Consider the following 23,614-nt stretch of genomic DNA (forward strand, 5'->3'; position numbering starts at 1 on the left):
ATTATGAATAAATCAATTTCCATAGTAGTAGTAATAGTACCCTTCACTAGCTTTACGTTTTACATTATTGAGAACAACACCAAGCATTTTTGCACCAACGCGATCAAGATTAGCTTTAGCTTTTACTGCGATATCGCGTTTCACCTTACCATAGCTGACAACCATAATAACGCCATCACTCTTCGAGGCCACAATTTGTGCATCCGTAACCGCTAATAATGGTGGAGTATCAATAAGAATGACATCATACCGCTGACGCAAATCCTGTAAAAGAGTGCTCATCCGATTAGATGCCATCATTTCCGCCGGGTTGGGCGGGATTGGTCCAGAGGTCATGATTGAAAGATTATTAACACCGGAATCTTGGACAGTGTCCTCAAGAACTGCCTGCTGAGACAGTAGAGAGGATAAACCAAAACGGTTACTTAGTGTAAAAGTCTTATGTGCCGTTGGCTTCCGCAAATCGGCGTCAATCAACAATACTCTTTTATCTGCTTGTGCGTAAGCTGCCGCCAGGTTAGCAGATACCGTAGATTTACCTTCTTCCGGCCCGGAGGAAGTGACCATAATCACTTGAATAGTCTGATCTACAGAAGAAAAATCAATATTCGTGCGCAATGCGCGAAACGCTTCAGAGACAGGAGAGCGTGGGTTCGTAACGGTGATCAGATGGCGTTGTTTATTTGGAAGCTGTGACATGTTCGAGGTCCCCCGCCTTTCTGGATGATTGTTTCTGTGTTTGTGCGGCACCTTGCTTGCTTTCATCTTGACCCAATCTTGTAATCATAGCTATGGTAGGCAAACCAAGATACTTCTCAATATCAGCTTCTGTCTTCAGGGTGTCATCCATATATTCCAGCAGGAAGGCAATCCCTAATCCAATCATCAAAGAGACGATAAAAGCAATAGCCATGTTCAGTAAAACATTCGGTTCTACCGGCCGTGGCTCAACAGTTGGATTCACTTTAGCTTCATTCAGAATCGATACATTTTCCACATTAAATAGACTTGGAATTTCTTCCTTGAACACAAGTGAAATGGCATTCACGATTTCAGCAGCCCGCTGATAAGAATTATCTCGAACGACAAGTGTCATCACCTGCGTATTATTTACGGAACTCACATTAACCTTTTTTAATAGCTCTTCCGCAGTAATATTGAATTGCGGATAATCCTTTGTAACAATATCAAGGATGGCCGGAGTCTTAATAATTTCCTTATACGTATTAATTAATTGAATATTGGTATTAATCTGGTTTAAATCAAGCTGCCCCACCGCTGACTGCGTCGGTGTTTGGTTAACGATAATCTTCGTGGATGCCTCATATACCGGGTTTTTAATATACAGACTATATACACCAGCAATACCGCACACCAATACAACTATGCTGAAAATGAGCCATAGTCTCTTCCTGACGATCTGAAAATAATCGCGAAGATCCAATTCTTGTGATGACAAGTGAAATTACCCCCAAGCTATTTCTGAAATATTTCGATGCCTGTTCAAATCTTCCCTATTTGCAAAAAAATCGCCTCCTCTCACCTACATGAGAGGAGGCTGTATACTATAAGTTTTATTTACTTGAAGTTAATAGTACGGTAGATAATTACTGCTGCTTCAGCACGGGTAGCTGTATCGTTCGGGTTGAACTTACCAGCATTTCCGATAACCAGGTTGTGGCTTGCTGCAAATGCTACGCCATCTCTTAGGGATGCGCTGATCTTAGCAGCATCAGAGAATTTACTGATTGCAGTAGAATCTGTTTTTGCATCAGGATTGATAGATTTCAACGCACGGGAGATCATTGTTGCCATTTCTGCACGTGTAATAGTTGCATTAGGATCAAATTTGGCCGCACTGCGTCCAGTAATAATCCCTTTTTCTGCTGCAACTGCTACATATGGTGCATACCAAGCAGTTGAACTTACATCGCTAAAGCTTTGTACAGCAGAGTTGTTTTCCAGGTTAAGCGCACGAATCAACATTTTGGAGAACTCAGCACGAGTTACGTTGCTCTTCGGTGCAAATTTACCTGCTCCGACTCCTTCAATTGCACCTTTAGCAGCTACGACTTGAATTTGTCTACCAGCCCATGCTTGTACAGCAGCAATATCATTAAAGGAGACTTTATTCTCAAGTACTGCGTAAGAAGAGAATGTATCACGTGGTTCTACGATGAAATCTCCATCAAGAACTCCACCTTGGAATTGCAGGTCGCCGTATACAAGCTTACCAACGGAAAGCAATTCTTTATCAAGACCATCAGTATTCTTAAGTGGCAGTTTGATAGTAATTGGTTGTTTAAATGTGCTTTGTACTACACCGTTCACACTAAGTGTGAATTCGTACACATCCGAAGCCAATTTCAGCTTGGTAACGGAAGTTACAACTTCTGGTTTAGCTGTAGTTACTGTCAATGAAATCGCTGTGCTGAATTGGCTTACAGGAATCGTTACAGTTACACCGTTGAAAGTAACGGCGATATTCGCAATACCTTTAGCTTTTGCAGCTTCAATAATGGCTTGGGAAAGTGGAACTTCAACTGTAGTAGCGTTTACTGTTCCCAGATTCAGGGTCAAAGTAAGACCAGTTTTACCAGGGTTCGCTGCAACCAGTTTATCAAATTCCTTAATTACATCAGCATCAACCAATTTCAAGGTTGCTTTACCGTCAACAATGCTTACGAGCTTAGATACGTCATAGATTCCTGGAGTTTGAACAGGAGCTACAGGCGTTGTAACACTTCCATTTCCGCTTCCACTACTACCATTACCGTTGCCGTTGCCATTACCGTTGCCATTATCGCCTAATCCGTAGGCTTTAATATAAGCAAATGCAAGTGATTTCGCCGCAGGTTTCGCGGATTTAATATTATTGTTCAGGTTTTTCAGTGTTTCTTTCACATCACTAGCAGTAACTCCAAGCTTGTCCAACGCTTGACTTACTGTGAGTGCTCCTGTTCCTGTTGTATGGCTCAATACTTTCGCAATAGCTTCATTCAGCAAAGTATCGTAACCAGATTCGGATGTGAGAATTGCCAACAAATCTGAAGTTGACTTGCTGCTTACCAGATCACGAAGTTCTGTTTCAATACTGCTCAAGAATTCAGCAACACTATCAACAGTAAGTCCAGACACACCCGCTTTAGCTGCAATTTTGCTTACCAAAGCAATGTTTTTGTCATCGTTACGGATCACTTGGATTCCGGAGAAGTCATTTCCATAGACATCGTAGACTACACTAGTAACGCTTTGGAACAATTTAAGTGATGTTTTTGTTTCTTCTCCATCCAGTGAAAGCTTGTTCAGTACTGGAGCAAAAATTTCTGTAAATTCTTTCTCATTCAGTGCTGCAACCTCAGTCTTCAAATTGTAGAGATAAACTGCATCTGTTGCGGTCAATTGTTTGTAAACAGCAAGAACCTTATCCTTAACTGCTGTACTGCTACTAACTGTAGCCGCAGATGCTGTGCCTACTGCTACAAGGCTTCCCAACGGAAGACCCGCTACGGATGCTGCTACCATACTTGCTGCTAATGTTGATACTACTAGTTTCTTTTTCAAAGTCACTAAATATCCACCTCTTCTTATGTATTAAAATACTGTACTACCATAGACCTAGAACAATTCGCCCAAATGCTACGCTATTACGTATAGCATTAAATCACCCAATAAAACCCATTCTACCACTATTAGGTAGATTAGTCAGCCCTTTCGGAAAAAAAATCCAAACAATTTTTGTCGGTTTCCCCTTGTTTGTACGTGTTTTCCATGAATAACCTCGCCATTGGTCATAATTTGCTGAGCATTGCCGCGAACATAGTCACGCATCTCAGGGCCTAATTCTTTCTCCATAACCACATAAGCAGCGTTTAATCCAAAAGGACGATGAACACTGTCATGTGCATCAGAGGCCAACACATGTACTGCATTTCTACGGCATAGCTCCAGCGACAATTTCTGTAGCTTATTCCCGAAAACGCCTGCAAGACTCTGTGCGGTTACCTGCCCAAGTGATCCTAGCTCTATCAGTCTCTCTAGTTTAGAAGGATCAGCAGCTATTTCAGCATTGCGCTCCGGATGGGCGATGACCGGAACGAACCCTTGAATGATCAGCTCGTGGCAGATTTCTTCCATGTTACGTGGTACTCGTGAAGAAGGCATTTCCAGTAAAATATACCGCGAATCTGCAAGACTCAGCAGTTCCCCCCGCTCCAGATCATTCAGAAGTTCACCGTAGATACGGATCTCTTGACCTGGAAGAACAAGCAGTGGATTACCAGCCTGACGAAGTCTCTCATTCATCATCTCCACAGCTTCTTTAATCTTGGGGGCATTATTCATATATTGACCGTTGGCATGATGTGGCGTGGCGATGACTGAAGTAATCCCTTCTCTGTGGGCGTCTTGCGCCATGGCAAGAGCAGCTTCCCAATCAGAGGCTCCGTCATCCAAAAAGGGTAAGATGTGGCAATGAATATCTATCATATGTTATCTATCGGTCCTTTTCCATAGAAATTTTAGTTTTATCAACAAAAAAATACAACCATTCCCACCAGGAATGGTTGCTTGATTGTAAATGAGTTCATATCTTACGCTTCGGTTGACTCCTCTTGCTGAGATTCATTTGCTATCATTTCAGCATCCTCTGAATCCGGAGATTCATTCTCAGAAGGGCGAATATACCCATCGATTAAGCCCCAAAGCTCGTCTTTGCCGAGACCAATTTCCGAGGAGAATGGAATAAAATTATCCCCTGGCAGCACGCCCAGCTCCTGCTTCATGGTCTTGATATGCTTTTGCCAGCGTGTCTTAGGAATTTTATCCGCTTTGGTCGCTACAACGCACATAGGAAGATCATAATGCTTCAACCAGTCGAACATCATCTTATCATTGCTGGTAGGCGAATGCCGCAGGTCCACAATAAGCAGAACAAGCTTCAACGTATCGCGCTCAGAGAGGTATTTTTCAACCATTTTACCCCATACCGCGCGTTGCGTCTTGGAAACCTTGGCATACCCGTAACCTGGAAAGTCAACAAAATACATGCTGTCTTCATTGATACGGTAATAGTTCATGTGTTGTGTCTTACCAGGCGTGGAGCTTGTCCGAGCCAGATTCTTACGGTTAATCATTCGGTTAATGAGGGAAGACTTCCCCACATTGGAACGCCCTGCCAGAGCAACCTCTGGCAAGGAATCATCAGGGTACTGATCAGGGCCAACGGCACTGATAATAAATTCGGCAATATTAACTTTCATAGGACTTCCTTTCTAATGCACACTACTCGGTGGCTCACTGCTAATTTCATTATGATGCTCAACTAACGCATGATGCAAGACCTGATCCATATTAGATACCGGTACGAACTCAACATCATTACGTACGCTCTCAGGAATATCTTTCAAATCCCGTTCATTGTCTTTGGGAAGAAGGATCTTTTTATATCCAGCTCGGTGAGCCGCAAGGGATTTCTCTTTCAATCCACCAATTGGCAGTACACGTCCCCGCAAGGTGATTTCCCCTGTCATCGCCACATCCTTCGAAACATAACGTTTCGTGAGCGCGGAGATCAATGCGGTTGCAATCGTAATCCCTGCAGACGGACCGTCCTTCGGAATTGCACCTTCCGGAATATGGATATGAATATCAATCTTCTCATAAAAATCGGGCTGGAGCCCCAGCTCCTCCGCCTTCGAACGAGTATAGCTGAATGCGGCCTGTGCCGACTCCTTCATTACATCGCCAAGCTGTCCGGTGAGGGTTAGTTTACCTGTTCCCTGCACAACCGTAACTTCGATCAGCAATGTATCGCCGCCAACCTCAGTCCAAGCCAGCCCAGTGACCGTACCGATCTGATCTTCAAGCTCGGCCATACCGTAACGATATTTAGAAGCCCCAAGATAATCCTTGATGTCGTCAGGAAGAATGACCACTTTCTCTTTTTCCTCAGACACGATTTGTTTCGCAGCTTTGCGGCATAATGCTGCAATCTGCTGTTCCAAATTACGAACACCGGATTCACGGGTATATTCGCGGACAATGCGTAATAAGCTATCGTCTTCGATAATCAGTTGATCTTCTGCAAGACCGTGGTTTTTCTTCTGCTTAGGCAATAGATAACGGCTGCCGATTTGCAGTTTCTCCAGTTCCGTATAACCTGGAATGAACAGCATTTCCATCCGATCCAGCAAAGGACGCGGAATATTATGCACTACGTTCGCTGTTGTTACAAACATTACGTTCGACAAGTCGAACGGCAGCTCTACAAAATGATCACTAAACGTGTTGTTTTGTTCTGGATCCAACACCTCAAGCAGCGCTGAAGATGGATCTCCACGGAAATCCGCAGCCATCTTATCGATTTCATCCAATAGGATAACCGGATTAATCGTACCCGCCGTCTTCATGCCTTGGATAATCCGGCCCGGCATCGCACCTACATAAGTCCGGCGATGACCTCGAATCTCCGCCTCATCACGTACACCGCCTAACGAGATACGGACGAACTTGCGATTGAGCGAACGGGCGATGGAACGAGCCAGTGAGGTTTTCCCCACCCCTGGAGGACCTACAAGACATAAAATCGGACCCTTAAGCTTCTTAACCAGCTGCTGAACGGCCAAATATTCCAATACCCGTTCCTTCGGTTTTTCCAAACCGTAGTGATCCTCATCAAGTACCTGCTCGGCCTTTTTGATGTCAAGATCATCCTCTGTCTGTTCACTCCAAGGGAGACTGAGCAGCCAATCTACATAGTTGCGAATAACGCCGCCTTCCGCAGAGCTGACTGGCATTTTTTCCAGCCGATCGATTTCTTTCTCCATCTTTTCTTTCACACGTTCTGGAACATTTTTCTCTTCCATTAGCGTCCGCAGCTCTTCCGCTTCTCCTACCCGGCCTTCCTTCTCGCCGAGTTCTTTCTGGATCGCTTTCATTTGCTCACGCAAATAATATTCCTTCTGCGTCTTTTCCATCTGCTTTTTGACACGTTGATTGATCTTACGTTCAAGCTCCAGCACTTCACGCTCATTATTAAGAATATCAAGAAGCTTCTCCAGCCGTTTACTGACATCAATCGTCTCGAGAATTTCTTGCTTATCCTTAATCTTTAGCGATAAATGACTCGTAATGACATCCGCAAGTCGACCAGGCTCTTCTATATCGGATACAGCAGCGAGGGTCTCTGGGGTCACTTTTTTGGATAACGTAATATAGTGTTCGAACTGATTGAGTACTGTACGCATCAGCGCGTCACATTCTTGATCGCTATCTTCATCTTCCGGCAGCTCACGCGCCATAACCTCATAGTACTCATCATTATCGATATAATTAATAATTTCGGCCCGTTCTACACCTTCAACCAGTACACGTATCGTACCGTTTGGAAGCTTCAGCATTTGCCGCACATTGGCGACAGTACCGACCCGAAAAATATCGTCCTGACCTGGCTCTTCAATATTCACTTCCGACTGGGAACAAAGAAGAATCAAATTATCTTCAACCATAGCTTTCTCTAGCGCCCGAACTGACTTCTCACGGCCCACATCCAAGTGAAGAACCATGCTTGGGTACACAAGAAGCCCTCTTAGCGGCAATAAAGGAAAACGACGACCTTTTGTTTTATTTGTCATCATCGCTTTCGCACCTCCCATGGCTCTCAATTAATCTCATATGCATTCATTCTAACAAAAGCAGCCCCAAAACACCAACAGAGTCCTTAGATTTCAAGAAGAACCGACTTGCTTTTCCATAAATAGATACAACGTTTCTTGTAGCATTTAAAAAGGAAGCAGCAGAATTGCCTGCAGCCTCCTTTATTTTACAGCGACAAATCTCACCTTATTCTTCGAATTAGAGATCAATTTAGTTTAACCCTTTGCAGATTCACCAGCCGCATCGGCCTTTAGGAGTGAAGGTGCAGCGGAGAACAGCTCTCCAGCAACTGCAGGCAGCCTTACATCAGCTGTATCGGCACCGAACAGATGACGGAACACCTCTTCTACTGTTTCCATTGGAATTACGCGTAATGGTGCGAGGTCAGCGAAGAGCGACTGCCAGTTTTCTTTTGGAATAAGCACTGTAGTGGCTCCAGCTTGAAAAGCAGCTTCTACTTTGGCAATTACTCCACCCACTGGCTTAACTCGACCATGAATGCCTATCTCGCCTGTGATCGCTACCGTGTTATCCACGGGAAGTCCACGAATAGCAGAGACAATTGCTACTGCCATCGCTACTCCAGCAGAAGGTCCGTCAATCGGTGTACCCCCTGGGAAATTCACATGTAGATCATAACGATCGGGCTCCAGATTCATCGTACGCAGTACGGTCAATACATTCTCAACTGAGCCCTTTGCCATACTTTTTCGCCGAATTGTGCGGGAGCCTCCACCGATCTCTTCTTCATCCACCACACCTGTCACGTTCAATCTGCCTTGGCCGTTCACAGCAGGCGCTGCGGAAACTTCGATTTCGAGCAAAGTCCCCATACCCGGTCCATACACAGCAAGACCGTTCACTAATCCAATCTGTGGTGCCGAAGGAATCTTGCGTTCCGTACGCAGCGGAAGCTGGCTGCTGCCTGCCACCCATTCCACATCAGCAGCATTTAGTGTATCTCTCTGCTCAGTTAAAGCTAACCCAGCAGCCAGCTGGATCATGTTAACTGCCTCCCGGCCGTTGGTTGCATACTGTTGCACCACAGTGACTGCTTCCGGACTTGGTTTAAGCCCAATTTTCTGTATCGCGTCACGCGCGATGACGGCAATCTCATCCGGCAGCAGCGGGCGGAAATAAATCTCCATGCAGCGCGAACGCAGCGCAGGTGAAATCTCATCCGGAGAGCGCGTAGTAGCGCCAACTAGCCGGAAATCAGCAGGCAATCCATTTTGAAAAATATCATGAATATAAGCCGGAGTATTATTATCCTCCGAATTATAATAAGCGCTCTCTAGCAGGACCTTCCGGTCTTCAAGCACTTTAAGCAGCTTATTCATCTGAATAGGGTGAAGCTCTCCTATCTCATCCAGAAAAAGAATCCCGCCATGCGCCTTAGTGACCGCGCCCGGTTTCGGCTGTGGCACACCCGCCACACCCATGGCCCCTGCACCTTGATAAATAGGATCATGCACAGAGCCGATCAACGGGTCAGCAATACCACGCTCATCAAAACGAGCGGTAGTGGCGTCAATCTCTGTGAATTTAGCGTCACTTTTAAAAGGAGAAAGCACATTCTTTTTCGCCTCTTCCATGACAACACGCGCTGCCGCAGTCTTGCCCACTCCCGGCGGACCATAAATAATCACATGCTGCGGATTAGCGCTGCAAAGTGCGGCTTTCAGGGCGCGCAGCCCATCTTTTTGCCCGACAATATCTCCAATAGAAGCCGGACGTGTTTTCTCCGACAATGGTTTAGTTAATGTAATCATCCGCATTTTCCGTAACTTGTCTAGTTCCTTGCGCGACTCTCGTTCCACCGCTGTCTTATTTGTCTTCTGACCCCGCAGCAGATTCCAAAAGTATACGCCGATAACCAGCGCGAAAAAGAGCTGCACGATCATCACAACTATACTTAATTCCATAGGTCATCCTCCTGTTTCGTTCAGTCTACCTTTCCACCCTTGGCTACTATTAGGTAGTATAGCCGTTTCGGTAATTAGTAAACGCGAATTTGAGGATTTGTTGAATTGTTGCAGTAGGATAGACTCTGATAATTAACTATAAGGGCATTAATGAGTATGGGGAGTACGAATGTAGCTTAGATAATTTTAAAAAAAGGAGATTGTTGAGGAGGTTGGAGAGGAAGTTGGAGAGGAAGGAATGCGGAGGAGTGAGGAGGAGTGCGGAAGTAAAGGAGGGATGAAGAGATGAAGAGGAATGAAGGAGGAATGCGGAGAAATGAGGGAGAGATTAGTGGAAAGGGAATTTGAGTAACTGTGGTGTTAAGGGGAATCGTCATACTTAGTAACTGAGTATCGTGATCGGTGCTACGTGGGGGTAAGGAACCTAGTTGTGCGTAGCGCAAAGGGTAAGGGCGTCTGGAGTTTCCTGTAGACGTTTATTTTGTTGAGTTCGAGGAGGTACTTTTAGAAGCTGAGTTAGCTGGGGACGGTGAGCTACTTCTAGAGGCTAAGTCAGCTGGGCACGGTGAGCTTCTTTTAGAAGTTGAGTTAGCTAGGGACGGTGGGTTACTTCTAGAAGTTACGTCAGTTTACCTCTAAGATGCAGACTTAACTTAATTTGCTGAACATATCCGTTTGTATCTCCTATGTTCTTAGAAACATCCTATTCAGTACAAAAATCTAAGTATCATTGGTACCCAGCCAAATAATTAGGGAAATCCTCCCTATTTATCAGTGATTCACGACCTCAAAGCTGCCAATTAGGGAAATCCCCCCTGATTATTGGACGAATCACACATAAATGGGAGAAATGCTCCTTTTATTAGGGAGTTTTTCCCTAATAAGCTTGATTTTGAGCCATATCTCGCTTATTTCAGGGAGGATTTCCCTAATTGTTGCGTTTTACTTCATAACGGACTTCACATCGAGCTCCTTCACATACCTTCTTTTCAAATTTCCGCCTTCAGCAAAAGTCATGGCCAACATTGTTACGCCTATATGATCAGCCCCATCAAACCACTTCTGCTACACCTGCTCCATCAACCACTTTTACAACTTTATCCACTTCAAAACATTAGCTACGTCATCTACACCAGTTACATCAGCTACAATAGCACCACCAACTCCATAAGTTTCACCAGATACATCAATTACATCTAAACTGTTATATTAATTACTCTATAATTACTCTACATAAACTACTTCAATAATATAGCCTCCATCAGCCACCAGCCACCAGCCTTTACAAATATCAATCCCAGTAAAAAAGAACATCACGAGCCAGCTTATACTCAACATTTTTGACGCCGATTCCCCTCTTCACAGGGGTAAGCCAGCCTTTTTCACAGAGATTCTTTAGCATCATGCGTACTGTTTTGGGATCTAGCGTGAAATAATCAGCGACTTCTTTAGGGCGTATCACCCCAGCTTGACGCACCACTAAACGCATGATTTCCTTCTCAGCGATTAGCAGTCTGCCACGCGGTGCATCTACAATTTGGTAGCGGCTTAGCGCCAAACGCAGCAGTGTAACACATAACTCAGGGCGCTGTTCAACATCATCATAGGCAAATGAAAGTACTTGATAACCCATTCCGTACAGAAAAGTTTCACGATTTAGCTCATTACAATACTTCAGCCTATCCATGTCTCTTACATGAGCTGCATACCCTTTGATCTCAAACAAAAGCTTGATCGGCCCCGGCAAAAAAGCAAAATCAGCAAAATAAGCTCGTCTTTGTAAATCCAGCACCTCATACTCCGGATGAAGATCATTGAAATCACCACAAAGCGGCCACCAGACATTCTGCAAAAATAATTTTTCGGCGTGGCCATGACCTCTTTCCAGCCTCCCCCGCCGTTCGCCCGTTCTGCTTGCAAGATGATGCGCAATAAATTTTTCATGGGCTTGTTCATAGTTCATGTTTACTCATCCCTTCCTCCAAAATAGAAATAAACGCAAAAAAAAAGCCCCATGAGCCCCGGATATACCGGAACTGCACAGGACGTTCTTCGCCACTTAGATCACTACTTACCTAACGTCGCCCAAAATTACTATACGATGCTAAGAAGTGTTTATAATATTATGAGATTGAAAATTCTTATAAATACCATTCAGACCAAGTTACTTCGATTGCACCGGAGGTGCAAGGTTAGCGTGGGCGCGGCCTGGGATTTCGCCCGTTGCCTCGTAAGCCACCACGATCGCATCAATTTCCTTTTTCAGCTCGTTCACGAGTTCTGCTTCAGGCACTTTACGGATCATTTGTCCGTAGCGGAAAAGCAAACCTTCCCCACGAGCGCCAGCAATACCGATATCTGCTTCACGTGCTTCACCAGGACCGTTAACAGCACAGCCAAGGACGGAAACTTTAATAGGCACCTTAAGCTTCGAAATGTATTCTTCCACCTCATTAGCGATGGAGAAAAGATCGATATCCAGCCGTCCGCAAGTCGGACAAGAGATCAGCGTCGCCGCGTTAGAGATCAGACCAAACGTCTTCAGCAACTCACGCGCCACCTTAACCTCTTCAACCGGATCGGCACTAAGCGAGATACGCAGTGTGCTGCCGATGCCCATAGAGAGCAGTGCACCAATACCTGCGGAGCTCTTCACTGTACCAGCAAACAATGTGCCAGATTCTGTAATCCCCAAGTGCAGTGGATAAGGGATAACTTCCGCAGCCTGACGGTAAGCTTCGATGGCCATTGGCACATCGGATGCTTTTAGAGAGACGATAATGTCGTGGAAATCCAGTTCCTCTAGAATCCCAATATGGTATAACGCACTTTCTACCATAGCTTCTGGGGTTGGGTATCCGTATTTCTCCAAAAGGTGATTCTCCAAAGAACCGGCGTTTACACCAATCCGAATCGGAATTCCTTTTTCTTTACATGCTTTAACTACCGCTTCTACCTTTTCGCGACGACCAATGTTCCCCGGATTAATCCGTACCTTATCGATGCCGTTCTCGATAGCCATCAACGCTAGCTTATAGTTGAAATGAATATCCGCTACGAGTGGGATATGAATCTGTTTCTTGATCTCCTTGATTGCGGCAGCCGCCTCTTCATTGTTGACAGTTACGCGTACTAGCTGGCAGCCTGCTTCCTCAAGCCGCAATATTTCAGCTACAGTAGCCTCCACATCAGCGGTTTTGGTTGTACACATGCTTTGAATCGCAACCTCGTTGTTTCCCCCAATAATGAGCCCGCCAACATTGACAGGACGGGTTTGGTGTCTCAAGAACATGATTTTTCTCCCCCATAACGCCAAAGCTCCACCCCTTCGCTCCCGCTAATGTGAAGCGGGATAAGCGGAAGAAAGGTGGAGACTCTGACATGTATTGTTAAGGAAAAGCGGCTTACGCGCTTTCCTCTTTCTTCTTGTCTTTCTTAAGGTTGAGCTCAGGCAAAGCTTTCTCCTGAACGACCTGTTCCGTGATCACACAATCCTTAATATCATCGCGTGAAGGAACTTCATACATCACATCGAGCATGATGCTCTCAATAATCGCGCGCAGTCCACGGGCTCCCGTATTACGTTTGATCGCTTCCTTGGCAATTGCTTCGAGTGCCAATGGTTCGAACTTCAACGCTACGTTGTCCATTTCCAGCAGCTTGATATATTGTTTAGTGAGTGCATTTTTAGGCTCGGAAAGGATACGTACAAGCGTATTCTCATCAAGCGGCTCCAAAGTCGAGATGACTGGCAGACGGCCTACAAATTCAGGAATAAGACCGAATTTGAGTAAATCTTCAGGCAATACCATCGACAAATATTCGCCAGGCTTAAGATCCTTTTGTCCTTCAACTGCTGCGTTGAAGCCAATGATTTTTTTACCGATACGGCGTTTAATCATTTGCTCCAGACCGTCAAAGGCACCGCCAACGATGAACAGGATGTTCGTCGTGTCGATCTGAATAAACTCCTGGTGAGGATGCTTACGTCCGCCCTGCGGAGGCACAGAAGCAACAGTTCCTTCCAGAATCTTCAGAAGCGCTTGCTGTACACCTTCGCCGGAAACGTCACGAGTAATGGACGGATTCTCGGATTTACGTGCTACTTTATCAATTTCATCAATATAGATAATGCCGCGTTCGGCTTTCTCCACATCGTAATCTGCAGCTTGAATGAGTTTGAGCAGAATGTTCTCAACATCCTCGCCAACATAACCAGCTTCCGTTAAGGAAGTAGCGTCTGCAATAGCAAAAGGAACGTTGATAATCTTCGCCATCGTTTGTGCTAACAAGGTTTTACCAGAACCTGTTGGACCGAGCAAAAGGATATTACTCTTCGTCAGCTCAACATCTTCGATCTTGCTTTGGCTGTTCACGCGCTTGTAGTGGTTATAAACCGCTACAGAAAGAGATTTCTTCGCTTGCTCTTGACCGATTACATATTGATCCAAAATATCACGAATTTCCTTTGGTTTTGGAATATCCTTCAGATCAAGCTCTTCCTCATGACCGAGCTCTTCTTCCACAATTTCCGTGCAAAGCTCGATACATTCGTCACATATATAAACGCCCGGTCCTGCTACAAGCTTACGAACCTGCTCTTGTGATTTACCGCAAAAAGAACATTTCAATTGCCCTTTTTCATCATTAAATTTAAACATCTAACCACCCCTTTAAGATTTCATCGGTGAAGAAAGAACCTGGTCAATAAGCCCATATTCCTTGGCTTCTTCCGCGCTCATGAAGTTATCGCGGTCTGTGTCCCGTTCGATTTTTTCAAGGGGCTGACCTGTGCGATCTACATAAATTTGATTCAGCTTCTGTCTCGTCTTGAGGATCCAGTCAGTGTGAATCCAAATATCAGACGCTTGACCTTGAACACCGCCGAGCGGTTGATGAATCATAACTTCGCTGTTGGTCAGCGCATATCTTTTGCCCGGAGCCCCAGCTGTTAGAAGGAGCGATCCCATGCTTGCTGCCATCCCTACACAAATGGTTGAAACATCCGGTTTGATATATTGCATCGTATCGTATATACCCATGCCGGCTGTTACTGAACCACCGGGTGAGTTGAGGTACAAGTGAATGTCCTTCTCGGGATCATCTGCTGCCAAAAACAGCAATTGAGCAATAACCAGATTGGCGACATCATCGTCAATCGCACTGCTTAAGAAAATGATGCGATCCTTGAGCAATCTGGAATAGATATCGTACGAACGTTCTCCACGACTTGTTGATTCCACAACCATTGGTACCAGACTCATGCCACCAACCTCTTTTCTCTGTACAGATTAGTCTTATCGTTTCAGAAATATTTTAACACGTTCACGGCGCGATGTCATTTTTTCACTACAGTGGACAGTCCGCTGCTTGTGAATTGTGACGTTACCGCCCCTATTACCTTATTGCCATACGTTCATACGGATACCTATGTAGTCACATATATTTGCGGCCGAGGATAAAAATAAGGCACGTAACGAAACTTACGTGCCTTATCATATCTGTATGGAGGCCGTGTAACTTGGCCGTTCTAGGTAGTGTCAAGCTAAAACGCCTTCGGCGTCCTTTTAAGGACGGTAAGCGTTTATGCGAGAATTATAAGAATAAAGTATAAAGTGAAACTTATACCTTCTTATAATTTTAAAATATCCTACTCAGCTTTAGTGTCTTCAGCAGCTGGTGCTTCTTCTACTGCTTCAACTTCTACACTATTGCTAACAAGGAAATCAATGGTTTTACGCAACGAAAGCTCTTCGCTCAAGCTGCCCAGTGAACCGTTAGCTGCCAAGATGCTGCGGATTTCTTCTGGAGTACGTTTGTAAGCTTCAGCCATAGTAGCCAACTCTTCGTTAACTTCTTCTTCGGAAACTTCAATGTTCTCTTGTTTTGCGATAACTTCCAATACCAGGTTGTTGCGAACGCGTTTTTCAGCATCGCCTTTCATTTGGTTCTGCAAGTCTTCACGAGTTTGGCCGGAGAAGCTAAGGAACATATCCATGTTCATACCTTGTTGACGAAGACGAGTGTCGAAGTCACGAACCATATTCTCAACTTCACTGTTGATCATAGCTTCAGGGATTTCAACTTCAGCGTTAGCTGCTGCTTTATCAACAACTGCATTCTCACGAAGGCCTTTCAGTTCTTCCTCTTTACGGGATTCGAGCTGAGCCTTCAAATCTGCTTTGTACTCATCCAAAGTTTCGAATTCACTTACATCTTTAGCGAACTCATCATCCAATGCAGGAAGTTGTTTGCGTTTGATTTCGTGCAGCTTCACTTTGAATACTGCTTTTTTACCCGCAAGGTTCTCTGCATGGTATTCATCAGGGAAAGTAACTTCAACATCTTTGAAATCTCCAGTAGCCATTCCTACCACTTGCTCTTCGAATCCTGGAATGAAGGAGTTGCTGCCAAGCTCAAGAGAGTGACGTTCAGCTTTTCCGCCTTCAAACGGTACATCATCAACATATCCGTCAAAATCGATTACAGCGATGTCGCCGTTAGCTGCTGCTTCTTCTTCAACTACTACAAGCTCAGCATGACGTTCTTGCAGACGAGCAAGTTCAGCACTCAACTCTTCTTCAGTCACTTCAGCTTTTTGTACTGGAACTTCCAGACCTTTGTAATCGCCGAGCTTCACTTCAGGTTTAACCGTGATCTTCGCTTTGAAGATAAAGGATTGACCTTTAGCAAATTGCTCAATATCAACTTCAGGACGGTCTACAGGGAAGATGTCAGTTTGTTCAACTGCTTCACCGTAAGCTTCAGGAAGAAGAATGTCGATTGCATCTTGGTACAAGCTTTCTACACCAAAACGGGATTCAAAGATCGGCCGAGGTACTTTACCTTTACGGAAGCCTGGTACGTTAGCTTTTTTAACGACTTTGTTAAAAGCTTTATCAAGTGCTGCTGTTACGCGTTCTGCGTCTACTTCTACTTCAAGAACTCCAAGGTTCTTCTCTATTTTTTCCCATGTTGCTTTCATATTATACTTTTCCCTCCAAAATATAGGTTCACAAGTTTACTTCAAATAATGATACAATCCACGCACAGAATAACCATTATATTATATACAACATTACTTTATTTATCAAGTAGAGAAGTCTTTACAAAACCCTTGAGAGCACGATAAGCTCCCTCAAATTGAAAGCGCATGCCGTCTGTGATGCCATACATTCCACGTGTCTCTTCCTCTTGTCGGGAGCCGTTTAAACTCTCAGAAACAAATTGGTGCAACGCTCCTGCCCAAATATCCAGCAAAACGTCTTCGCCTTCCAGCAATTTCCGATATTCATCCGACCCATAAATCGACATGATGAACTGGCCCCAGAGCTCTTGTGCAAAATAATAAAGCGTAGGCTCATGCACCTCAGCCTGCCCGGCTACCCGCTCCAGCACATGACTCACCTGCGGAGGAAAATCCTCCGTCTGCAGTGGCACGCTCTCGATCTCTACAAGTACCTTTTCATATCCGCGAATCAGCTTCACTGTTCCCTGCATCCCACGCCGCTTAAGCGTCTGCAAGGTCCGAAATTGCAGCAGTGGATGAACATTATCCCCCTGTAGCCAAGTGGTCAGCTCCTCGTCAACGCCGCCACCTTCCAGATAGGATAGCTGCTCTAGTGCAAGTATTGTCGCCTCAGACAGAGGCTCGTTCATCACCCGCTGCAGCAGCTTTTTGGGATACCCCGTATCCTCGTTCATTTTAGATTTGGCCAAAAAGCGGGCCATATCCTCTTCCCTTAAATCTTCGTCTTCGGGGTGAACAGCTCCCTCCGCATCTCCATTCTGGGACGCGTAAGGAAATGCCGTTTCGAGCCATTCCAGCAGGGACCGCCATTCCTCGTAATTTCGCTCTTCCTGTCCTTGACACTGCAGCAAAAAACGAAGCAGCTCCATCGCTTCCCCGTAGCGTTCACTTTCCAGCATCACCGTCAGCTGGATTTGATAATAGTCCAGTGTCTTGGGGAACAGGACGATATTCTCTTTGGTGGCGGGGGAATCCGAATGTTTAATGAGGGCACCTCCTTATGTCTACTTATGTGAATGGAATCCTAACCATTATAAAAGTTATTAATACCTTAAGCTTCTTCCGAAACTTAATAATTGTAGATTATAGCATACCCCGTACTCTTTTTAAAAAACAGCTTGAAAAAAAACACCCCATATGATATGATAATTCCTGCTTGCTTTTCTGCCAGCAACCATGTCCCGGTAGCTCAGCTGGATAGAGCATGCGCCTTCTAAGCGCACGGTCGGGGGTTCGAATCCCTTCCGGGACGTCATATAGAAACAGCCTTCCTTCGGGAAGGCTGTTTCTGTGTTCAGGGGAGAGGTTGGGCGGAGCTCAGGAGAAGGAATAGGCGGAGCTCAGGGAGTCACTGGGACGAATAGACGACTGAACGACTGAGCTTAAAATTCGCCGCTCTGGATTAGTTGAGTTTCAGAGATTAATGGAGCTTGGATTCGAAGCTCAGAACTTGATGAAAACTTTAGCCTTGTCGGAGCTCAGGATCCGATAGAGCTTAGCATTCGAAACTTAGAATTCAGTGAAAACCCATGCCTCGTCGGGCTATGAGTCGATGGAGCTTAACCTTTGATGCTCGCTCGGACTTGGTCACACTTAGAACTCATTGGGGCTCAGGGTTCTGTGAAGCTTAGCAATCGATGATCAGTTTCTATGAGTCAATACCACATCATACCCCGCCGCATTAGAACATCACGGCTGCTTTTCCGGAGAAACGCCGCTACATGCTATCTAATTGCATTTTCTGCAACTAAAAGTACCCTTTTACCTCCAAAACTCGCTTTAATTGCATTTCATACACTTATATTCTCAGATTTACTCCTAGAATGTCCTTTTCACCATTTTTAACTGCACAAAGTACAATTAAACCCAAACAAACCTATCCCCATCAAAAATAAGTGTATAAAGTGCAATTAAAAACCACTCTAATCACCAGTACTCACCACTCACCACTCACCACTCATCGACTATTAATCTTCAAATTCCCATTTCTGATTTTTAAATATGGGAATTTTTTCAGTTTTTTATAAGCTAAGCGTGGCCAATCCAATTACTCAAAAGACACGCGCATTAGCAATTTTATCGAAGGATGAGAGTACCTTTGCTTATTTAATCGGGAATAAAAAAACTGTTCACGGCGATTTCTCGCCGAGAGACAGTTTTTTATGCATGTCTTCCTATATTAGCGGAATCAGCGCCCTTTGCGACGATTTCCGAGCCAGAGCGGAAAACGGAAGGCAAAGTTAATAAACAGAACTACAAATACGAGTACGGCTGCTGATTTGTCAGCGATTTGCCGCGCATCTTCTACAATTGCTTCAGATTGTACATACCATAGATGCACTGCCAGGGTTTCTCCCGGCGAGAACAGATTAAAGTCCCACATTTCGCCCGAGGTACTGAGGCCAGCGGTAAGGATAATAACCGCAGACTCCCCGAAGGCGCGCCCAGCAACGAGACAAATTCCAGTAACAATGGCTGACATTGCAACGGGTAGAACTACTGTGCGGATCACATGGAATTTAGTCATGCCCAGTGCATATCCAGCTTCACGCATCTCCCCAGGAACAGCACGAACCGCTTCCTCCGTCACACGTGCAAGCATAGGCAGATTCAAAAGCGCCAAGCTTACCCCACCGCCAAGAATCGTCAGGCCGATTCCAAAATATTCAGCAAATATCGCAAGTCCAAGCATACCAAATACAATTGAAGGAACCGAAGAGAGAGCTTCTACACATATACGCAGGCCGCCTGTAAAAGCATTATCCGGAGCATACTCCGCCATATAAATCCCCGCACCTAAACCGATAGGGACGGAAATAAGCAGCGAGATGAACAAAATATAAAAAGAGTTGAAAAGTACAGGACCGATCCCGCCACCTACGTCAATCTCTTCAGGCTGTTTAATCAGGAAGTCAGGCCGCAGCGCTGGCAGACCTTTACTAAGAATCGTGAAGAGCAGCCAGAAGATTAGCAGCATAACTAAAGCCCCAAGCGTATAAAACCCTATAGTCGCCATCTTATTGCGTCTCTGAGCACGCGCTGTATGCTTTGTACTTGCGAATCCGTTCACGCTGCATCCCTCCTTTTTCTACCCAGCACGCGGATGATCAGAATCAGTACAAAGGAAATCACCAGTAGAAGAAAGGCCATCATATGTAGGGCATAATTCCAGGTTGATTCAAACTCTACATTCGAGATTTGCATAACGATGTTACTAGTCAAGACCGAGGCAGGTGTAAATAAGGTTTTTGCCAACTGTGGTGTGTTTCCGATAACCATAACTACAGCCATTGTCTCCCCCACAGCACGAGTCATCCCGAGAATGACCGCGGAGATAATTCCTCTGCTAGCAGCAGGCAAAACAACACGCATAATAACTTGCAAACGGGTAGATCCAAGAGCGTACGCAGCATCCCGATATTTGCTTGGAACAGCGACAATAGCATCATCACTGATTCGGCAAATTGTTGGCAGGACCATTAATGCGAGCACGAGGGCCGCAGCCAGTAATCCATCGCCCAAGCTCTCCCCACTAACTCTACGCAGAAAAGGAAGTAATACCGTTAAGCCTAAATAACCATATACTATAGAAGGAATACCAACGAGCAAATCGAGCACCGGGCGAATGAAGGTCTTCATCCACTTTGGAGCAATCTCCGCACAGAGCACGGCCATACCCACAGAAATAGGTACTGCGATCAGCAGGGTCAAAGCCGTCAGTGAAAGTGTATTTACAATGAAGGCAGCAGCCCCAAAGGAGTCCTCTTCAGGCGTCCAGTTAAAAGAAAAGAAAAAGTCCGCAGGCGAGAGATGACCAAACAGAAGCAGCGCCGTTTTGCCGATAAATAGAATTACAAGTCCAAGCACGAAGCAAAGTGCAAGAATGCTGAATAAGAAATAAAAGCGGAATAATCGGTTGCTAAACATATGTCTACTGTGACGTTTGGAGTTGGCGCTAACTTCTGTAACGCCCTCCTTAACCTTAGTTGCCAGGTTGTGGACTGGTGCCCCCATACTTTCCCTCCTGTAAGCGGCCAACCCCGTATCAAAATCGGGGCTGGCCGCTGTTACCGTTCAATATGATCTTCAGATGTTATTAACCCTTCATTGCTGCGATCGGAATGAATTTAAGCTTTTTCAGAGAACCTTGTTGGAACTTTTTGCTTTGTACGTATTCGATAAATTCTTTAGTTGCGCCAGTAGGTTGACCTTTAGTCATGTAGTAACCATAAGCCCAAATCTTATAAGAACCGTTAATTACGTTGTCTGTAGTAGCTGCGATACCGTTGTGTTTCACTGCTTTTACGTCGCCACTTACATAAACAAGGTCGATATAACCGATGGAGTTAGGAGTTGTTCCTACTGCTGTTTTCATGTCGCCGGATGAACCTGTTTCTTTGTAGTTCTTAGCTTTTTTAACGATATCTCCGCCATCCAAGGCTTTAGCTTGATAGTTAACGCGGGTACCAGAACCGAATGAGCGAGTGATGACAACGATATCTGCATCTGCGCCGCCTACTTCTTTCCAGTTGGTGATTTTGCCAGCGAAAATGCCTTTAAGTTGTTCTGTTGTAAGGTTATCTACACCCACATTTTTGTTTACGATCGTTGCAAAAGGAATGACAGCCACTTTGTTCGCTACCTGTCCGTCAAAAGCTTTGAAGCCTGGTACGTCGATGCTAGCATCCCAGTCGCAAGCGCCGATATCAGCGATGCCTTTTTTCACAGCTTGTGGTCCAGTTACAGAACCTTTACCAGATGCTGCGATTTTCACTTTAGGGTGCAGCTTTTGGAATTCTTTTGCCGCTTGCAAGGTCAATGGAAGAAGTGCGGTTGAACCGTTAACGGTGATTTTGCCACTAAGTGAATCTGCTGCTGCTGCAATCCCTGCAAAAGATGCGGTTACCGCGATTACGGCTGTTAAAGCCGTTACTGTTAATTTCTTGAAGATTTTCATTGTACTATTTTCTCCTCTCGGCTCTAGGCCGTTAAAATATGTTTGGAATAATAATTATTTAGTCAGTTGCAGCCCTTTACCGTCTTGGATAACCCATACGCTGTCGCCGCTCACAATCGCAAGCTTGCTTCCGTCTTTAGATACAGATACTTCAGATACATCTTCAGTCGTACGGAACAGTTCGGTCTTTGCACCACTACCATCGATAGAATAGATCACTGTGCTTCCGTCTGCCGTAGTACCTGCCACTACCAAACCATTGCTAACGCCAGTGGACCAATTCACTTCGATATCAAGTGCAATATTAGTGCTGGTTGCGTCCGCTTTTACAAGCTTCAGGGTATTCTTCGCATTGCCGTCTGCATCTGCGCTCAGGTATGCCACATTTCCATCAGCCAAAATCTCTGGGTAAAGCTTGTTATCCGCTGTGGTTGTTAATGCAGCTGGTTTAGCATCTTTTGTAGCCAGATCAAGCTTGTAAAGCTGCTCTCCTGCCGAGCTAAAGTCTACCGTAAGAGAATCTTCTGTGCTGTCTGCATCATTTTTTGCAACACCCGTCAAATTAACGATATAAACGGCGCTTTTTTCGTCAGCAGAAATGCGCAGTTCGGATTTATTCTCAACCTTGTCAGCCAAAACGGATTTAACATCACCAGTCTCTACTGAGATTTTAGCGATTTTTTCTTGCTTGTCTCCTTGGATGAAATAAATGCTTTTCCCATCTTTGGACCAAACCAGATCTGTCTTCACGCTATTGTCGGTGCCTAGTGTTTTAACAGCTCCGCTAGACAAGTTAATCAGATTCAGCAAACCTTTCTCATCATTAAAAGCTCCCCACTGTTGATCCGGCGATACTGCAAAGTCCACCGCACTGTCATTTGACGAAAACACTTCATAGTTACCTGGTTCTGTACTGAATTTGATAAGCTGAGTAGTTTCAGCATCACTTTTGTTCGCAATCAGGTTACCAGCTGCCGTCCAGTGCAAAGTATCAAACAATCCTTCCGGACGTGCAAAGCTCAAAATCGTGCTAGCATCAGCGTCCAGCTCTCCACCTAATGCAATAACTAACTTAGTCAGCTCTACATAGGTTTTACCGTTATAAAACACTGGAGCCACTGTGAACGATTCGGAATTACCATCTACTTGATAGCTCTTTGAGCCTGTTTTGAGTTGCACATTATGTAGTCCTTTGCTGTCGTTAAGTTCAAACCCGCTTGTTCCCAGTACTACCTTAGCCCCAATTTCACCAGCTACCTGAGTCAGCGAGTAAAGCTTGTAACCACTGCTGTTAATGGTGTTAAACACAATCGGCGTTCCGTTTACATTCCAAGTAGTTGTACCTTCTTTAACTGCTGTAACAGCAGCGACTTGATTGGTAGCTACATATTTTACATTACTGCCGGTGCTAGCTGCAGATGCACTTCCAACGCCTACTGTTGCAAGAAGTGCTGAAGCCAACGTTGCGCTAATCCATTTACTGTTTTTCAATTAGATTCACCCTTTTCGTATAGGTAACTGCTAATGTCATTTTCGTCTACAATTGTCAATTCTGTTGCAGAGGAATGTAATGGAAATATTAACTAGTATTCTTTTTTTAAAAAAATCAGGTATATTAGCTCATTTAACAATTTTCTTGCTCTAAACCAAATGAACTAAAGAGCAAAAACAGCCTCTTTTCGTAAAAAGGTGCTTGGTGTGGCTACCTTATTTAGTTGGAGAATTGTTTGGGATTTGGTGAGACGTAGGAACTAATTTGAGATTGTAGGCGTGAAGGAAACTTGTTGATGAGGTGGGCGGGTGGAGTATATGTGGAGTTCGCTTGGGCGCGTGGGAAAGCTTGTTGAGGAGGTCGATGGGCACTTGGAGTATATTGCGGTGGTCGCTTGGGCGGGTGGGGAGCGTATTACGGAGATCGCTTGGCGGGTGGGGGAAGCTTGTTACTGGCGAGAGTCTGCTATCAATTATGTGGCTGCTGCTTACGATTTAAAAACTAACTGGTCTGTTGGGGCGCTTTCTGCGTAAGGGGCATCGTATGAGATTCGG

At 45.0% G+C, this 23,614-nt stretch carries 18 protein-coding genes and 1 tRNA gene; 2 read left to right on the plus strand and 17 right to left on the minus strand.

Annotated elements, in window-relative coordinates:
- Nucleotides 1–12: 12 nt before the first annotated feature.
- The 13 genes from MHH46_RS25585 to MHH46_RS25645 form a co-directional block, all read right to left on the minus strand.
- Complete coding sequence (locus tag MHH46_RS25585) at nucleotides 13–699, minus strand: CpsD/CapB family tyrosine-protein kinase (protein WP_036685074.1); 687 nt, start codon at nucleotides 697–699, stop codon at nucleotides 13–15.
- A complete protein-coding gene (locus MHH46_RS25590; protein ID WP_036685072.1) occupies nucleotides 680–1,459 on the minus strand; it encodes a YveK family protein in 780 nt (259 codons plus the stop codon). Before MHH46_RS25590 ends, MHH46_RS25585 begins: the two co-directional genes overlap by 20 nt.
- Before the next feature lie 119 nt (nucleotides 1,460–1,578).
- A complete protein-coding gene (locus MHH46_RS25595; RefSeq protein ID WP_076194523.1) occupies nucleotides 1,579–3,570 on the minus strand; it encodes an S-layer homology domain-containing protein in 1,992 nt (663 codons plus the stop codon).
- Nucleotides 3,571–3,705: 135 nt separating this feature from the next.
- On the minus strand, nucleotides 3,706–4,488 hold the full coding sequence (locus MHH46_RS25600) for a tyrosine-protein phosphatase (RefSeq protein ID WP_076137818.1): 783 nt from the start codon (nucleotides 4,486–4,488) through the stop codon (nucleotides 3,706–3,708).
- 104 nt (nucleotides 4,489–4,592) lie between these two features.
- A complete protein-coding gene (gene yihA, locus MHH46_RS25605) occupies nucleotides 4,593–5,261 on the minus strand; it encodes a ribosome biogenesis GTP-binding protein YihA/YsxC (protein ID WP_036685063.1) in 669 nt (222 codons plus the stop codon).
- Nucleotides 5,262–5,273: 12 nt separating this feature from the next.
- Complete coding sequence (gene lon / locus MHH46_RS25610) at nucleotides 5,274–7,637, minus strand: endopeptidase La (protein WP_076129428.1); 2,364 nt, start codon at nucleotides 7,635–7,637, stop codon at nucleotides 5,274–5,276.
- A 234-nt stretch (nucleotides 7,638–7,871) separates the two neighbouring features.
- A complete protein-coding gene (gene lonB, locus MHH46_RS25615) occupies nucleotides 7,872–9,581 on the minus strand; it encodes an ATP-dependent protease LonB (protein WP_038573063.1) in 1,710 nt (569 codons plus the stop codon).
- Nucleotides 9,582–10,872: 1,291 nt separating this feature from the next.
- The gene (locus MHH46_RS25620) at nucleotides 10,873–11,544 is read right to left on the minus strand and encodes a BlaI/MecI/CopY family transcriptional regulator (protein ID WP_076194526.1); all 672 of its coding nucleotides are present in this window, start codon (nucleotides 11,542–11,544) and stop codon (nucleotides 10,873–10,875) included.
- A 201-nt stretch (nucleotides 11,545–11,745) separates the two neighbouring features.
- Nucleotides 11,746–12,873 (minus strand): flavodoxin-dependent (E)-4-hydroxy-3-methylbut-2-enyl-diphosphate synthase, encoded by a 1,128-nt coding sequence (ispG, locus tag MHH46_RS25625; protein ID WP_036685055.1) that lies wholly within the window; start codon nucleotides 12,871–12,873, stop codon nucleotides 11,746–11,748.
- A gap of 112 nt (nucleotides 12,874–12,985) precedes the next feature.
- A complete protein-coding gene (gene clpX / locus MHH46_RS25630; protein WP_036685052.1) occupies nucleotides 12,986–14,242 on the minus strand; it encodes an ATP-dependent protease ATP-binding subunit ClpX in 1,257 nt (418 codons plus the stop codon).
- Between the two features lie 12 nt (nucleotides 14,243–14,254).
- Complete coding sequence (gene clpP / locus MHH46_RS25635) at nucleotides 14,255–14,845, minus strand: ATP-dependent Clp endopeptidase proteolytic subunit ClpP (RefSeq protein ID WP_076129430.1); 591 nt, start codon at nucleotides 14,843–14,845, stop codon at nucleotides 14,255–14,257.
- Nucleotides 14,846–15,231: 386 nt separating this feature from the next.
- Entirely contained in the window at nucleotides 15,232–16,566 is a 1,335-nt protein-coding gene (gene tig, locus MHH46_RS25640) for a trigger factor (RefSeq protein WP_036685045.1), read from the minus strand.
- 98 nt (nucleotides 16,567–16,664) lie between these two features.
- Nucleotides 16,665–17,510 (minus strand): hypothetical protein, encoded by an 846-nt coding sequence (locus tag MHH46_RS25645; protein ID WP_256717246.1) that lies wholly within the window; start codon nucleotides 17,508–17,510, stop codon nucleotides 16,665–16,667.
- A gap of 279 nt (nucleotides 17,511–17,789) precedes the next feature.
- On the opposite strand from MHH46_RS25645, the gene MHH46_RS25650 reads away from it, so the two are divergent.
- Nucleotides 17,790–17,863: transfer RNA gene (locus tag MHH46_RS25650), tRNA-Arg, on the plus strand.
- 936 nt (nucleotides 17,864–18,799) lie between these two features.
- Here the strand turns inward: MHH46_RS25650 and pstA are convergent.
- From pstA to MHH46_RS25670, 4 genes are all read right to left on the minus strand, one after another.
- Nucleotides 18,800–19,627, minus strand: coding sequence for a phosphate ABC transporter permease PstA (pstA, locus tag MHH46_RS25655; RefSeq protein ID WP_076194563.1), 828 nt, complete (start codon nucleotides 19,625–19,627; stop codon nucleotides 18,800–18,802).
- Nucleotides 19,628–19,677: 50 nt separating this feature from the next.
- Nucleotides 19,678–20,625 (minus strand): phosphate ABC transporter permease subunit PstC, encoded by a 948-nt coding sequence (gene pstC, locus MHH46_RS25660; protein ID WP_076194530.1) that lies wholly within the window; start codon nucleotides 20,623–20,625, stop codon nucleotides 19,678–19,680.
- An 82-nt stretch (nucleotides 20,626–20,707) separates the two neighbouring features.
- Complete coding sequence (locus MHH46_RS25665; RefSeq protein ID WP_038573065.1) at nucleotides 20,708–21,568, minus strand: phosphate ABC transporter substrate-binding protein; 861 nt, start codon at nucleotides 21,566–21,568, stop codon at nucleotides 20,708–20,710.
- Between the two features lie 54 nt (nucleotides 21,569–21,622).
- Nucleotides 21,623–23,059 (minus strand): stalk domain-containing protein, encoded by a 1,437-nt coding sequence (locus tag MHH46_RS25670; RefSeq protein WP_076194533.1) that lies wholly within the window; start codon nucleotides 23,057–23,059, stop codon nucleotides 21,623–21,625.
- A 309-nt stretch (nucleotides 23,060–23,368) separates the two neighbouring features.
- Here MHH46_RS25670 and MHH46_RS25675 point away from each other — a divergent pair, with 309 nt between their 5' ends.
- The gene (locus tag MHH46_RS25675; RefSeq protein ID WP_143762785.1) at nucleotides 23,369–23,593 is read left to right on the plus strand and encodes a hypothetical protein; all 225 of its coding nucleotides are present in this window, start codon (nucleotides 23,369–23,371) and stop codon (nucleotides 23,591–23,593) included.
- The last annotated feature ends 21 nt before the right edge of the window (nucleotides 23,594–23,614 follow it).

Origin of the sequence: Paenibacillus sp. FSL H8-0175, from assembly GCF_045040615.1 — a bacterium.
Taxonomy (GTDB): domain Bacteria; phylum Bacillota; class Bacilli; order Paenibacillales; family Paenibacillaceae; genus Paenibacillus_AQ; species Paenibacillus_AQ odorifer.

Coding starts and splice junctions, on each gene's coding strand:
- MHH46_RS25585 (WP_036685074.1), bottom strand. CDS start 699: ATGTCACAGCTTCCAAATAAACAACGCCATCTGATCACCGTTACGAAC.
- MHH46_RS25600 (WP_076137818.1), bottom strand. CDS start 4,488: ATGATAGATATTCATTGCCACATCTTACCCTTTTTGGATGACGGAGCC.
- yihA (WP_036685063.1), bottom strand. CDS start 5,261: ATGAAAGTTAATATTGCCGAATTTATTATCAGTGCCGTTGGCCCTGAT.
- lon (WP_076129428.1), bottom strand. CDS start 7,637: ATGATGACAAATAAAACAAAAGGTCGTCGTTTTCCTTTATTGCCGCTA.
- lonB (WP_038573063.1), bottom strand. CDS start 9,581: ATGGAATTAAGTATAGTTGTGATGATCGTGCAGCTCTTTTTCGCGCTG.
- MHH46_RS25620 (WP_076194526.1), bottom strand. CDS start 11,544: ATGAACTATGAACAAGCCCATGAAAAATTTATTGCGCATCATCTTGCA.
- ispG (WP_036685055.1), bottom strand. CDS start 12,873: ATGTTCTTGAGACACCAAACCCGTCCTGTCAATGTTGGCGGGCTCATT.
- clpX (WP_036685052.1), bottom strand. CDS start 14,242: ATGTTTAAATTTAATGATGAAAAAGGGCAATTGAAATGTTCTTTTTGC.
- clpP (WP_076129430.1), bottom strand. CDS start 14,845: ATGAGTCTGGTACCAATGGTTGTGGAATCAACAAGTCGTGGAGAACGT.
- tig (WP_036685045.1), bottom strand. CDS start 16,566: ATGAAAGCAACATGGGAAAAAATAGAGAAGAACCTTGGAGTTCTTGAA.
- MHH46_RS25645 (WP_256717246.1), bottom strand. CDS start 17,510: ATGCTGGAAAGTGAACGCTACGGGGAAGCGATGGAGCTGCTTCGTTTT.
- pstA (WP_076194563.1), bottom strand. CDS start 19,627: ATGGCGACTATAGGGTTTTATACGCTTGGGGCTTTAGTTATGCTGCTA.
- pstC (WP_076194530.1), bottom strand. CDS start 20,625: ATGGGGGCACCAGTCCACAACCTGGCAACTAAGGTTAAGGAGGGCGTT.
- MHH46_RS25665 (WP_038573065.1), bottom strand. CDS start 21,568: ATGAAAATCTTCAAGAAATTAACAGTAACGGCTTTAACAGCCGTAATC.